The organism is Paenibacillus sp. DS2015, assembly GCF_050433705.1.
In the GTDB taxonomy this organism is placed as follows: domain Bacteria; phylum Bacillota; class Bacilli; order Paenibacillales; family Paenibacillaceae; genus Paenibacillus_AQ.
This window is the reverse complement of record NZ_JBNPWS010000023.1, coordinates 22,735-37,399: the sequence shown is the minus strand read 5'-3', so window position 1 is coordinate 37,399 and position 14,665 is coordinate 22,735. Positions and strand designations below refer to the sequence as shown.

Annotated in this window: 8 protein-coding genes and 1 pseudogene; all 9 read left to right on the top strand. The window is 35.0% G+C overall.

All coding sequences use genetic code 11. The features are described 5' to 3' along the window. Window positions 1-7: 7 nt before the first annotated feature. Window positions 8-3,028, top strand: a complete 3,021-nt coding sequence (locus tag J2T13_RS18315; RefSeq protein WP_429373808.1) for a glycosyltransferase — start codon at window positions 8-10, stop codon at window positions 3,026-3,028. Between the two features lie 5 nt (window positions 3,029-3,033). Then, window positions 3,034-4,299 carry a hypothetical protein gene (locus J2T13_RS18310; protein WP_429373807.1) on the top strand — a complete coding sequence of 422 codons (1,266 nt, stop codon included), beginning with the start codon at window positions 3,034-3,036 and terminating at the stop codon, window positions 4,297-4,299. A 271-nt stretch (window positions 4,300-4,570) separates the two neighbouring features. Continuing rightward, window positions 4,571-6,202, top strand: a complete 1,632-nt coding sequence (locus J2T13_RS18305) for a hypothetical protein (RefSeq protein ID WP_429373806.1) — start codon at window positions 4,571-4,573, stop codon at window positions 6,200-6,202. Window positions 6,203-6,336: 134 nt separating this feature from the next. Further along, window positions 6,337-7,897 (top strand): annotated as a pseudogene (locus J2T13_RS18300) (IS3 family transposase). A 248-nt stretch (window positions 7,898-8,145) separates the two neighbouring features. Next, entirely contained in the window at window positions 8,146-10,791 is a 2,646-nt protein-coding gene (locus J2T13_RS18295; RefSeq protein ID WP_429373805.1) for a LamG-like jellyroll fold domain-containing protein, read from the top strand. A gap of 29 nt (window positions 10,792-10,820) precedes the next feature. Beyond that, entirely contained in the window at window positions 10,821-11,204 is a 384-nt protein-coding gene (locus J2T13_RS18290; RefSeq protein ID WP_429373804.1) for a GtrA family protein, read from the top strand. 11 nt (window positions 11,205-11,215) lie between these two features. Continuing rightward, window positions 11,216-12,775, top strand: a complete 1,560-nt coding sequence (rfbH, locus tag J2T13_RS18285; RefSeq protein WP_429373803.1) for a lipopolysaccharide biosynthesis protein RfbH — start codon at window positions 11,216-11,218, stop codon at window positions 12,773-12,775. 19 nt (window positions 12,776-12,794) lie between these two features. Continuing rightward, window positions 12,795-13,592, top strand: coding sequence for a glucose-1-phosphate cytidylyltransferase (rfbF, locus tag J2T13_RS18280; protein ID WP_429373802.1), 798 nt, complete (start codon window positions 12,795-12,797; stop codon window positions 13,590-13,592). Continuing rightward, a complete protein-coding gene (gene rfbG / locus J2T13_RS18275) occupies window positions 13,589-14,659 on the top strand; it encodes a CDP-glucose 4,6-dehydratase (protein WP_429373801.1) in 1,071 nt (356 codons plus the stop codon). Before rfbF ends, rfbG begins: the two co-directional genes overlap by 4 nt. The last annotated feature ends 6 nt before the right edge of the window (window positions 14,660-14,665 follow it).

Genomic DNA, 14,665 nt, shown 5'->3' with positions numbered 1-14,665 from the left:
TTGTAAAATGATTGTGCCATTTGACCAATATCAAAGATATAAACATGCCTCAGAATTAATCGATGCTGTACGTGAAAGCAACAGTACATATTCAATTTTAGAAGTTGGGGCAAATGAACATAAAAATTTGGAGAGGTTTCTACCGAATGACAAAATAACATATCTGGATATTGTTGTTCCAGACAAATTCAAAGGAGATTCAGCTTATATTCAGGGGGATGCAACAGAAATGCCCCTAGCTAATGAACAGTTTGATTTTATTATTTCTCTTGATGTATTTGAACATATACCTCAATCGAAACGAATTAGTTTTCTGGATGAATTAAGAAGAGTCTCTCGATTTGGATTTATTTTAGCAGCGCCATTTAATACTGAAGGTGTATCGGAGTCGGAAAATAGAGCTAACACATATTTCAAGACTTTATACGGTTATGAGTATCCATGGCTAGAAGAACACGTTACAAACGGACTTCCAGATAAGGATGTAGTTTCCGAATATTTTAAAAGTAAAGATTGGAATCACTATAACTTTTCTCATGGGTCGCTCGAAATTTGGGAGAAGATGACTAAATTACACTTTCTGGCTGCAGGAAGGGAGGCTCTTTATGATTTTAGATTTACTATAGATGAATATTATAATAATCACATTTATAGTAGCGATTATAATGGTTCGTGCTATAGGAATTTCTTTTTTGTTACGAAGCCCAATAAATCTGAGATGATTGAGCAGGTTGCAAGATTAATAACTCAAAGGGAAAAATATGAGATTGGCCAATCTAGAATTGATGAATTGAATAGTCTGGAAAGGGATATTAATAACCTTAGTAGTTTTCAACTTATCAATACTGAAATTAATCATAAGAATAATAAACTAGAAGAAAAGAAGTCTGAATTAGAAAGATTAGAGCTAAAAATCAAAGAAAGTAGTGCGCAACTTGAACTTGAAGACAAAAATCTACAATTACAACAAAAAAATGGTGAAATAGTAGGATATATTCAATTGGTTGAAAATTTAACTCGAATAAATGAGGACCTTCAATCTCAAATTAATGAAATGGCTAAAATTCATGGTGAACTTGAAGTTGATAATGAAATATTAAATCAAAATATGCTTCAATTAGATATCTGTGTGACTGAACAACTAGAATATATTCATAAACTAGAGCATGTTTCTCAAGAATTAAGATTGAAAAACCGAATGAAAAAAGTAGTTCCTAAGAAAATTAGAATATATCTGAAAAGGAATAAGGCTATATTTCAAGCATTGAAAAAAAACCCGGCATTAGCTAAGAAAACAATTAGAGAAATAAGAAAAAATGGATTTCGAGCTGCAAATAATAAAATACACTCTAAAATGACCTCAACTGAAGCAACTTCTTCATATAAGGAAGAAAACTTTAATTATTTAAATGTTGAACAAATTAAATCTGAAATTGCAGAATTAGCTTACAAACCACTAGTATCAATCGTGATGCCAGTCTATAATGTTGATCCAATATGGTTGAAACTCGCAATTAAGTCGGTAGAAGAGCAAATATATGAATCATGGGAGCTATGTATTGTAGATGATTGTTCCACAAGCGAACATACGAGATCCTTCCTCAGAAAAATCGATAATCCAAAAATTATATTGAAAATGTTGGAAACAAATCAAGGCATATCTGGAGCTACTAATGAGGCAGTTTCATTGGCTAATGGTGAATATATCGCATTGTTAGATAATGATGACGAAATTACCAAAGATGCTATATTTGAAGTTGTAAAGGCTATTAATGAATCCGATGCAGATATTCTATATTCGGACGAAGATAAAATAGATACCGAAGGAAACAGAAAGTATCCTTTTCATAAACCGGATTGGTCACCTGACCTATTAAGATCGCAAATGTATATTGGTCATTTTCTTGTATTTAAAAAGACACTATTTAATTCAATTGGTGGATTTAGAAAAGAGTTTGATGGAAGCCAAGACTATGATTTGATGTTGAGATTAAGCGAAATAGCAAAACGAATTCATCACATACCCAAAGTACTATACTCTTGGAGAGAGTTAGAAACATCAACAGCATTAAACCCTCATTCTAAGCCCTATGCTCATCATGCCGGATTAAAGGCTTTAAATGAACATTTAATAAGGGTGTTCGGGGAAGGAAACGCTCATGCGGATGAGAGCGAATATTTATTTGTCTTTGATAGCAGATACAATGTTGGCTCCAATAAAGCAAGTATTATTATTCCTACAAAGGATCATATTGAGTTATTGGAAGCTTGTGTTACTAGTATATTAGAGAAAACAGATTATGATAATTACGAAATTATTATAATCAATAATAACTCTATTGAAGAAAAGACCTTTAAATGGTTTGACTCACAACGTGATAATCCAAAAATAAAGATTGTTGATGCAAACTATGATTTTAACTGGTCCAAACTTAATAATCATGGAATTAGAGAAGCTACAGGGGATGTGTTTGTATTTCTGAATAATGATACACAAGTGATTAGTAAGGATTGGCTGTTAAGGTTATTAGAGAAAGCAATTCGTTCTGATGTTGGAACGGTCGGGGGATTATTGCTATATGAAGATAACACTATACAGCATGCTGGAGTAGTTATCGGTTTGGGAGGATGGGCAGATCATATCTTTAAGGGAATGCAGCCTAATCATTACGGATCACCCTTTGTTTCTCCAATGCTAACAAGAAATGTTATTGCCTCAACAGGAGCGTGCTTAGCAATCTCTAAGAATACAATTAACAAAATCGGTATGTTCAATGAAGACTTTATAATTTGCGGAAGTGATGTTGAAATATCACTGAGGGCAATACAAAATGGACTTTACAATATATATGATCCATACGTTGTGCTTTGTCATCTAGAATCAAAATCTCGGGATTCATATATCCCACCTATTGATTTTGAAATGTCTCAATTGCATTATGGCCCCTACTTGAAAAAGGGTGATCCATATTTTAATAAAAATTTAGACTTAAATAGTCTCAAACCTATGCTACGTCAAGGAGATTAAATGATATGTCGAAGTTTATTGATTTTGTGATTCGGAAAGCTAGAGGTAGTAATACCCTTAAGAGAGCATACAAATCAACGGTTAGTTCATATTTGAATACACACGTTAGTGAAATAACGCCGTTTAATCCAATACACTCCTCTTTAGAAGGAAAGCGGATTAATTTGTTGGTCCCATCGATCAATAAGGAACACGTGTTCGGCGGGATATCTACAGCAATACATTTTTATGACGAATTAGTGTTAGCTAGTGAAGGGTATGCTCGTCGTATTATCACAACCGATGCATCTCCTGAGAGTGATGATGTAAATAATTTCCGAGATTATACCTTAGTAACTTCAGAAATAGATGAAGATTATCCTTCACAAATTGTTCCTTTTAATGATAGATACAACAAAACAATCCCGGTGGGAAAAGAGGATATTTTCATTGCTACATCTTGGTGGTCTGCATACTTCGCTCAAAGGATTGTGAAATGGCAGTCTGAATATTATAAACAAGATATCAAGAAAGTTATCTATTTCATTCAGGATTTTGAACCGGGGTTTTATCCCTGGTCAAGCCAATACTCCCTCGCGGAGAGTACCTATAAGTATAGAGGCCCACAAATTGCGATATTTAATTCGAGTTTGTTAATGGACTTTATTGTAAATCAGGGCTATTCCTTTACAGAGAAGTATTTTTTTGAACCAAGATTAAATACGTCTCTAAAAGAGAAATTAGTTCCTGTTATAGACATGAATAAACAAAAAAAAATATTGATTTATGGTCGTCCATCTGTGCCACGAAATGCGTTCACATTAATTATTGAAGCACTAAGAGCTTGGGTGTGGATTCATCCGAATGCGTCAGAGTGGGAAATCATTTCTGCAGGAGAGAATCATAATGACATCGATATCGGTAATGGAGTAACGATAAAATCTAAAGGGAAAATGTCTTTAGACGAGTATGCTGAAGAGTTAAAGTCAAGCTCAGTGGGACTTTCATTAATGATTTCACCACATCCCAGTTACCCGCCATTGGAGATGGCTCACTTCGGTGTCATGGTATTAACCAATAACTATGCTAATAAAGATTTGTCTGAGTTACATAGTAACATTATCTCACTAGAAGATATTAGTACTGATGTAATTGCAAATGCTCTCTCAGATTTATGTGGAAAATATGAACTAGATCACAATATTGGAACAAGAAGCTTATCATCCATGGAGAGTTATATGACTAATGAGAAGCAGTTTGATTTTATTGATGAAATAATTCAAAAACTATAAAGAATCTAAAGAGTTATAACTTCAATAAATATCGGGTAACACCTTTCTTGCTGAGCATAGTATTTTCTACTTCAACTAAGGTTTGTTTTATATTTTGTTGAGTTTAATAATAATTCAAAAGAATTGTAGTATATATTAAGCACTTTAGGTAAAAGGGGTTCTTTGGAATATGGGGAAATTAGCTGATCTATTCAAGAAGAATAGGAGCACCGTGCTTATTTTTGTGTTCAGTTTTTTATTGATTGTATTATATGGGAGAAGTACTAGTTTTATGGATGAAGCAGATAATATGTTAGGAGCGCTATCTGTTTCACAAGGGAATGATATTTATAAGGGTTTTTTTTCACAACATACTCCTTTTGTATATTACTTTATGTCAATATTCGCAATAATAGGTGTGCATGATTATGAAGCTTTTAGACTTTGTATGAGTTTTGTGATATTCGGTCTATGGGTGTTTATGTATCTTCGTTATTCTAAGTATTTTAATCCATTTGTTTTTAAAATTTTCGTTCTCTTGTATGCATTAACTATTAATATAACCTGGGCACACATGATATTAAGTGATGTCTTTTATGGTTTTTCACTTTTGTTTTTATTTTTAGAAACATTAATTTTCGTTAGAACGAATTCTTTAACAATAAAAAGTATGGTTATTATTTCTATAAGTGTGTTTGTTTCTGTTATGTCTGCATTTGTGAGTGTTTATTCTATATTTGCATTGTTATTTTCATTATTTATATACGAGGTTTTTAAAAGAACAATAATAAAAAATATAAAGGTTTATATGAAGCTTATCGGATTTATGACTGTGCCTTTCATTATTTTGTTTCTATGGTATTGGGGTACTGATAATTTGTATAATTTTTATTTTCAGGCATATAAGTTAAATAGGGTACACTATAGTAATTATACTGGGATTGGTAATAGTGTTATTGGTCTTTTCAAAGTGACATTTACTGCGTGGATTGATCATATAACATATTATTTAACAGTACTGTCAAAGGAAAGTTTATTCAGTAGTTTATTAGTCCTTTTTAACTTACTATTTTGTTACTATCACTTTAAAAGGGATAAAGCACTTTCAATAATAATCTTTATTTTTTTAGCATTTACGGGTATAAGAGGCTATATAGGATTCCATGCAATTCCATATTATATGGTAACCTTCTTTAATTGTTCTTTTATAATTAGTGAATACTTGAGGAATAAAGAAAATAATATCATGGAAGGGTATAAGAGAAGTCTTCTTAAAATATGTATTTTCTTATTAGTGATATGCTCATTAAATAGTTATCTTCCGAATGTGGGTAGTAACCTCACAAAACCAAAAGGAACAATGGCTGCGTACTATTATGATGACTATATAAATAAATTAACTAAAAAGAGTGATAAAATATGGATATCAAATTTATCGCCACAAACATATATTAATACTAATAGGATGCCTGCGTTAAGAACCTATATTTTAGTTCCTTGGTTTATGGATGCTTTTAAAAATGAAATTATGGAAGATATAATCATTACTAGACCTAAACTAGTCATTTTTGAAAAGGAGAGTGATGTATGGGGACATAAATATTCTATTTTTGCAAAGGACATTTTGGATTATCTGAACGTTGAATATAAACCTCTAAATGAAAACGATAATATTGAAAGGAATATATACATTAGAAATGATTTTTATAAAGAAGCAAATGAAATATTATGGCCGAATTCCACTGGGGTAGAGAATGGAATGCTGGTTACAAACGGAATAAATATTTATTTAATAGAAGACAATACCAAGAGACACATAACAACCCCAGAGGTTTTTGAAAGATTAGGATATGATTGGAGTAAGGTTGTTGAAAAAGATGATGAATCACTAAAGTTGGTAAAGACAGGTGCTCCTATTGAATGAAACAATTTCATTCGAGTGTGAATTGGAGAACACGTAGACAATGGAGATTGTAGTAGCCCCCCTGTGTCATAATAGTTGTCGTACCTCTCAATAGAATGTATTGTAATTAAAAGAGAGAATGAGGTGGAGCGACAATGGCTAGATATAGTAACGAACTCAAACAACAGATTATGCTGCGGATGATGCCCCCAAATAATGAATCGGTAAATCAGATCGCGAGGGACAGTGGACTATCAGAAGGCACCCTATATAAGTGGCAAAAGGAAGCCCGATCCAACGGATTTGTTATACCTGGTGGCGAAAAGGAGTCGGAGAAGTGGAGTGCCCGAGATAAGTTTGCCATTGTGGTAGAGACATCCACGTTAAGTGAGATTGAGTTGTCCGAGTACTGCCGTGCGAAAGGATTGTTTGTCGAGCAAGTAGAAGCCTGGCGTGACGCGTGTATGCAAGCCAACGGAGGCGTTGCCGAACAAGCAACAAGACTGGAAAAGGAACTACGTAACAAAGAACGGGAGAACAAGAATCTTGCCCGTGAATTAAAAAGAAAAGATGCCGCATTAGCCGAAACCGCAGCCCTACTGGTGTTGCGAAAAAAGGCCCGAGAGATCTGGGGGGACCCCGAGGAAGAATGATTCCTGCCTCAGATCGTCAAGTTGCTATGACACTCATTGGGGAAGCTGTACGAGCAGGAGCACGGGAACGGCTGGCGTGTCAGGAGCTTGCCATTACTCAACGAACGTTACAGCGCTGGCGCAGTGACCGATCCCCGCTGGAAGATCAACGACCCCATGCGATCAAGCGAGCACCTTCGCATAAGCTAAGTGAACCCAAGGTCCAGCAGATCGTTGAAGTGATTAACCAAGCCGAGTTTAAGAGTTTACCACCGAGTCAGATTGTGCCAAGACTTGCAGATCAAGGCATCTATCTCGGTTCAGAGTCTACCTTTTATCGCGTCATGCACAAACATGGGCAACAGCAACATCGTGGAGGTAGCCAGAAACCCAGCTCCAAGCCCATTACGAGTCACTGTGCTACCAAACCCAATGAAGTATGGATGTGGGATATTAGCTGGCTACAGGGTCCGGTCAAGGGAATGTTTTATTATCTCTATCTCTCCTAGATTTATATAGTCGCAAAATTGTAGGTTGGGAGATTTGGGATGAGGAATCTTCTGAATATGCAAGCCAGCTCATGCGCAGAACCGTACTGAGTGAGCAATGTTCCGTGCGAAAAAGTCCTCTTATTTTACATTCGGACAATGGTAGCCCGATGAAAGGCGCAACTCTACTTGAAACCTTATACAGTCTAGGTATTATCCCATCCCGAAGTAGACCGCGAGTAAGCAACGACAATCCGTATGCGGAGTCTATTTTCAGAACGTGTAAATACCGACCGAACTACCCTCTTAAGGGATTTGGTTCGAGGGATGAAGCTCGGGAATGGACCTTACGATTTGTCCGTTGGTACAACTCGGAGCATCGCCACAGTGGATTGAACTTCTTGCCCCCGAATCAAAGACATATGGGTCTTTCCGAGGAGATCTTTGAGAAGAGAAAGCAGGTCTATGAGGCAGCAAAAGCGAAAAATCCTAGCCGTTGGTCTGGAAATACGCGCAACTGGAAACTGGATAAGCAGGTATGGCTCAATCCCGAAAAAGATGGGGTTATGGATACCGATGAGGAGCAATCCAGATAACTACATAAATTGTATGGAATCACGACAACTGTCTTGACAACTACCGTAGCTCAGAGAATTCATTAAAGAGAACTATTTGAAGTCAGTGTAGGATGTTCAAAATGTCTCACGATTCAATCGATATTCATTCGGGGTCGAATCGTGAGACTGCTCAGATACCCCATTATTCCTTCGGGCAAGCTTTAAATGGGTTCTAGGCAGAAGGCTTTACAGATTATGACAGAATCAATACTAAGGAGTATACTAGCATGTACAATGAACGGAAATTATTTATAGCTTCTTTTTTTACTGTGCTTTTCTCAGTTGTTTTTATTTATTTAATAGGGATATCAATTAATCAAGATATTCCGAGTAGTGTATTATCTAACATTAAATTATTGTTTTCAGTAGATTCAGATTCGTTTTCACCAGAACCAGGAGAAAGAAAGATATTCATTTTATCTGTACTTTGCTTACCAATAATAATCAGTTTATTTTATTTGATCATTAACAAGTTTCTAATAAGATTTCCAATACTTTCATCGAGAATATTGTATTACATTGTCTACTCGTTAGCTAATATAATGATAATTTATTTTATTTTTCTATACTTTAAGCAAAGTGACAATGCTTTTTTTGTTAGTGATTTCTTTATAATGGAAAATCCAATATTATTTGTCGCAGTGGTCCTTTTTATTGGATTGGTAGGATATTATATTAAAAAGATGGTTTACATAGATGAAAATTTCGTCAATGGATTTAATAAAATTACTACAGTAATTATAAACTCATTAGTTTCATTTTTAATTATTTTTGTTGGGTTTTCAAATGTATATTCAATATATTCGCTCACAGATTCAGCAGAATATACAAGTCATTTTAATGCAGTATTCCATTCTATGGCTTTAGTTCATATGGGAGAGAGTATTTTAGTGGATATTACAAATCAATATGGGTTATACCCCCATATATTAGAACCTATATTTAAGGTAATTGGGTTAAATGTCTTTAGTTTCACATTAATTATGAGTATGCTAGTATCTCTTTCTTTATATTTTTTATATAAGGTTCTAGATAAATTAATTACTAATAAGATATATTCTTTATTAGCGTTTTCATTTGTTTTATTTTATGGTTACGTTCATTTCAAAATTGTGAATCCCGACTCATATTTTCAATATTATCCAATAAGGACCCTTTTCCCCACGTTATTAATGTATTATTCGCTTAAATATTTTGAAAGTAAGAGTTACTTTAAGTACTACCTATTTACATTTATATCATCTATAGCTCTATTATGGAATTTAGATTCAGGACTAATTGTCTTTATAACTTGGATATTGGTACAGTTGTTTGATGAAGCACTAAATTGGAAAGGTTGGATTTTATTTGCAAAAAATTGTTTCAAACATTTAGTAGTGTCAATAGGTGCACTTATTAGTATCCTATTAATATTCACTTTGTATATTTATCTTAGGTCAGGAACTATACCAAATTTAATTGAATTCTTTAATTATCAAATTTATTTTTATGGGTATGGATTCTTCATGTTGCCTATGAAGATGATACATCCTTGGAATTTGGTTGCACTCATATATATTCTTGGACTCTTGTTTTCTCTGAATGCTGTCGTAAGAAAAGAGAATACCTTATTAGTAAGAGTGATTTTTCTATTGTCTATTCTGGGGGTAGGGTTGTTTAGCTATTATCAAGGTAGAAGCCATGATAATGTTTTAACACTAGTATGGTATCCAGCATTGATGCTACTAGTATTATATATATACATGTTATATTGTAAAGTTCAAAAAAAGATTGTTGAAGGTGAAAGTAGAAATTGGATGCAACAAATTGTTTTGTTAAGTCTAATATTATGTACTGTGTCTTCATTATTTGCTCTTGCTAAAAGTAGTACGACAATCTATCAGTTAATAGAAGAGCGTTGGTCATCGACATTCGAAAAAGGGGATTCTCCCATTATATCAGGTGCAGACTTTATAAGAGAAAACACAACTGAAGGAGAAGAGACTTTAATATTATCATACCACTCAGGGGTAGATTACTTGTATTCAAAAACTATCCCAGTAATTGATGTTCCGGGGATGTCTGAAATGTTTCTAAATAACGAATACAATAAAATCAATGAAGAAATAGTGAATAGTTCATTGCAAAAGGTCTTCGTAGATAGAAACTTCATAAGCAATACACAGCTAAATTTTAAATCGAATGCAAAGATTCTAACTTTGTTATATGAAAATTTTAGGATTGTAGATAGAAGTGATGCTGATAATGTATTGATGTTTAGTCGAAGATCTAACAATTCACAAGAATCAAACCTAACATTGTTACCTAATCTTCAAAGCAATCAGCATTACCTTATCCAAGATAGCATTTTCGTGGTTGAATCTTTAAGTAATCGTTTTGTGGGTATTAAGGAAAACTTACCCCCTGTTATTTTAAGTCAAGAGTTTTCTATTGAAGTTACATTGAAACCCAATCGTATTCAGAATCAATATTCAGCTGTGATTGGAAACCATCCTGGAGTTGGATTTCAAGGCTTCGTAATTCAACAAGAAAATGAGAATCAAAATGTGTATACTTTCACCTATGGAAATGGAATTCAATGGTCGGCACCATCGAAGTTCCCATTAGAAGCAGGTGAATGGAACTACTTGACAGTTGTATTCAATAAAGGGGCTATTAAAATATACAATAATAGTGAGTTGATATCAGCAACGATCGGATCAACACTGGATCATATTGAAAATAGCAAGATGCCATTATCAATAGGTAACTGGATAAGTATGGATAGGGGGTTTAATGGTGACATTAGTGAATTCAAAATAAGTGACATTGTCTTGACCGATCAAGATATATTAGATAATTGGAAGGCGATGAAAGCACAATTACCAAAATAGTATTAAATAAATCAGAATATTGGTGATCTATGAAGAATCAATCGATAAAATTTATTATAGTAGGCGTATTAAATACCATTGTGGGTTTCCTTGTATACGCTGGATACATTCATTTCATTCGCAACAATTACTTAGAAGCGCTTATTTGTTCACATGTTATTGGTGTTGCTCATAGTTATCTATGGAATAATAGGTGGACTTTTCAACAAAGAAAGTATAATGCAAGAAGTGCTGTGAAATTTGTGTCGATATATGTTGTCACTTTTTTTGTTAATTTGTTTCTATTGGCGATATTAGTTGATACAATAGAACTGGATAAATTAATCGCTCAGGCGATAGCTCTATTCTTAACTACGTTAGTGAGCTTTTTTGGTCATAAATACTGGAGTTTTAAAGCCTCCAAAAATTCATAAGGGGTGTAGTAATGTTGAAGCAAGGGAATATTGTAATAGTACAAAAAACACAAGAATATGCATTGATTTGCGGTACGGAAGCGAATCTGATTCAAGCTTATACTCTGTCTAGTCTCAGCCCTGAAACATTTCAAGAGAAATATCACTTTGCTATCAATTATTCGGATTTGAAAGAACCCTTCTATTTAGATATTCGAGATAAATTTAGTGTAACACCTGATAAGGTGAAGTTTTTCACTGAAATTAACAAGGATGAATATGAGAAAATAGTGAGACTGGATATTTTGTCGAAAGTCGAAAACTATTATGAATTGTTCCATTCAGATAGAAACAAAAATTTCGACAAGGATAGCTCTTCTGTTGTTTACGGTGGAAGAGTATTTGATGAAAGAGAAATGAGAAATCTAGTAGATTCGTCTTTAGATTTTTGGTTAACGGCAGGACGATATCATAAGCAGTTTGAGAAGGATTATGCAGAGTTTCTAGGCGTACGATATGCGCTGTTAACTAACTCAGGATCATCAGCTAACTTGTTGGCTTTCTCTGCTCTAACTTCTCCTAAACTGAAAGAGAGACGAGTAATGCCTGGCGATGAAGTAATTACAGTAGCTGCAGGTTTTCCTACGACTGTAGCTCCAATTATTCAGAACGGGGCTATCCCGGTCTTTATTGATGTAGAGTTAGGTACATATAACATCATGGTGGATCGAATTGAAGATGCTATTACACCAAAGACTAAAGCTATTATGGTGGCTCACACGATGGGTAATCCCTTTGAATTGGATAAAGTAATGGCTCTAGCTAATAAATATAATCTATGGTTAATTGAAGACAACTGTGATGCATTAGGATCAACCTTTAATGGACAATTGACTGGAACTCATGGACATATCGGAACATCGAGCTTTTATCCTCCACATCACATGACTATGGGTGAAGGTGGAGCTGTTTATACAAATAATGCCTTATTAAAAACGATTGTAGAATCTTTCCGTGATTGGGGGAGAGATTGCTGGTGCCCTTCCGGATGCGACAATACGTGTAATAAGCGTTTTGGTTGGGAACTGGGCTCTTTGCCGTACGGTTATGACCATAAATATACATATTCACATATAGGATACAATTTAAGGGTTACAGATATGCAAGCAGCTGTTGGCGTTGAGCAATTAAAGAAAGTCCCTGCTTTTACTCAAGCTAGAAAAGATAACTTCAACCGTTTATATCATGGGTTAAAAGATTTAGATCAATACTTTATCTTGCCAAGGGCAACCGTAAATTCGGATCCAAGTTGGTTTGGATTTATATTGACGGTACGTGATGGTGTCAAATTTACTAAGAATGAAATTGTCAGTTTTCTTGAAGCTAACCGAATTCAAACACGTATGCTTTTTGCAGGGAATCTGATTCGTCAACCTGCATATCAGGATGCGAATTACCGAATTCATGGAGACTTAACGAATACGGATAAAATTCTACATGATACTTTCCTAGTTGGAGTCTATCCTGGTCTAACAAACGAAATGATTGACTATGTCATTGAAAAGATCAGACAATTTGTTCTTACAAAATAGCTAACTAGGAGGTTCTCTTATGAAAGTAGTTATCCTTGCAGGTGGGTATGGAACTCGAATCAGCGAAGAATCACATCTTAGACCGAAGCCAATGATTGAAATTGGAGGAAAGCCGATTTTGTGGCATATTATGAAGCAATACTCACAGTATGGTTTCAATGACTTTATTATATGTTTAGGCTACAAAGGATTCTTTATTAAAGAGTATTTTGCACATTATTTTCTACACGAATCAGACGTGACCTTTGATTTCAAAAAAGACAATCAACTGGTTACGCATCATCATACTGCTGAGCCTTGGAAAGTGACTCTCGTAAATACTGGAGTAGAAACGATGACAGGTGGTAGAGTGAAAAGGATTCAAAATTATATAGGGAATGAACCATTCATGATGACTTACGGTGACGGTGTTTCTGATGTCAACATAGCAGAACTTGTTGACAATCATAAACTTCATGGTAGATTGGCCACGGTTACTACGGTACAGCCTAGCGGAAGATTTGGAGCATTGGATATTACAGCGAGTAATGAGGTTAAGGGTTTTCAAGAGAAGCCGAAAGGTGATGGATCTTGGATTAACGCAGGTTTCTTTGTTTTACAACCAGAAGTCTTCAACTATATCTCGGATGATAGTACGATATTTGAGAAGGATCCTTTAGAAGGACTAGCACGTGATGGTGAATTAATGTGCCACAGACATCAAGGATTTTGGCAACCTATGGATACATTAAGAGATAAGAATCATTTAGAGGAACTTTGGAAATCAGGGGAGGCTCCTTGGAAGACTTGGGATAGGGAGTCGGTGATTTTGAAATGATAGAGAAGTCATTTTGGAAAGATAAAAGGGTCTTTTTAACTGGGCATACAGGTTTTAAGGGTTCATGGCTCTGCCTTTGGTTATCCTCAATGGGTGCTAAAGTTACTGGTTACTCACTCGAACCATCTACACAACCAAGTTTATATGAACTATGTCAAATACAAAGTTTAATCCATAGAAGTATTATAGCTGACATAAGAGAGAAGGAAACACTCCAAGCGGCCATGCTAGAATCACAACCTGAAATTGTTATTCATATGGCTGCTCAACCCCTTGTGCGAGAATCTTATAAGAATCCTGTAGATACCTATTCGATAAACGTTATGGGAACAGTGAACCTTTTTGAAGCAGTGAGAGCATGTGAAAGTGTTGTAGCTGTTGTTAATGTGACGACTGACAAATGCTATGATAATAAGGAATGGGCTTGGGGTTATAGAGAAAATGAACCACTCGGAGGATATGATCCTTACTCAAGTAGCAAGGCGTGTTCTGAATTGGTTACAAGTGCCTACCGAAATTCTTTTTTTAATGAACTGAATGATGGACGGTCTGTGGCCGTTGCCTCAGCTAGAGCGGGTAATGTCATCGGAGGTGGGGATTGGGCAGCAGATCGCCTTATTCCTGACTGTGTTAGATCTATAGTATCCGGGGAATTGATTAAGTTAAGAAATCCATATTCGATTAGGCCGTGGCAACATGTTCTGGAACCATTAGGTGGGTACCTACTGCTAGCTCAGAAACTTTATGAGAATGGATCGGAATATGCGAGTGCATGGAATTTCGGGCCAAACGATGAAGATGCTAAACCTGTTGAATGGATTGTGAAATCAATGTGCCAAAAGTGGGGCGCAGGAGTGAATTATGAAATAGACAAAGATCCACAACCACACGAAGCTCAATATCTTAAACTAGATTGTTCAAAGGCTAAGAATGAGTTGAATTGGAACCCTAGATGGAATTTAGAACAGGCTATTGATAGGATTATCGAATTCACTCTAGGATTTCAAAAGAATGAAAATCTGCGAGAAATTTGTTTTAAGCAAATCGATCAATATCAAATATCATAGTTAGGA

Bases quoted from the DNA above. Each gene is read 5' to 3' on its own strand.
- J2T13_RS18315 (WP_429373808.1), top strand. From the start codon at position 8: ATGATTGTGCCATTTGACCAATATCAAAGATATAAACATGCCTCAGAA.
- J2T13_RS18310 (WP_429373807.1), top strand. From the start codon at position 3,034: ATGTCGAAGTTTATTGATTTTGTGATTCGGAAAGCTAGAGGTAGTAAT.
- J2T13_RS18305 (WP_429373806.1), top strand. From the start codon at position 4,571: ATGGATGAAGCAGATAATATGTTAGGAGCGCTATCTGTTTCACAAGGG.
- J2T13_RS18295 (WP_429373805.1), top strand. From the start codon at position 8,146: ATGTACAATGAACGGAAATTATTTATAGCTTCTTTTTTTACTGTGCTT.
- J2T13_RS18290 (WP_429373804.1), top strand. From the start codon at position 10,821: ATGAAGAATCAATCGATAAAATTTATTATAGTAGGCGTATTAAATACC.
- rfbH (WP_429373803.1), top strand. From the start codon at position 11,216: ATGTTGAAGCAAGGGAATATTGTAATAGTACAAAAAACACAAGAATAT.
- rfbF (WP_429373802.1), top strand. From the start codon at position 12,795: ATGAAAGTAGTTATCCTTGCAGGTGGGTATGGAACTCGAATCAGCGAA.
- rfbG (WP_429373801.1), top strand. From the start codon at position 13,589: ATGATAGAGAAGTCATTTTGGAAAGATAAAAGGGTCTTTTTAACTGGG.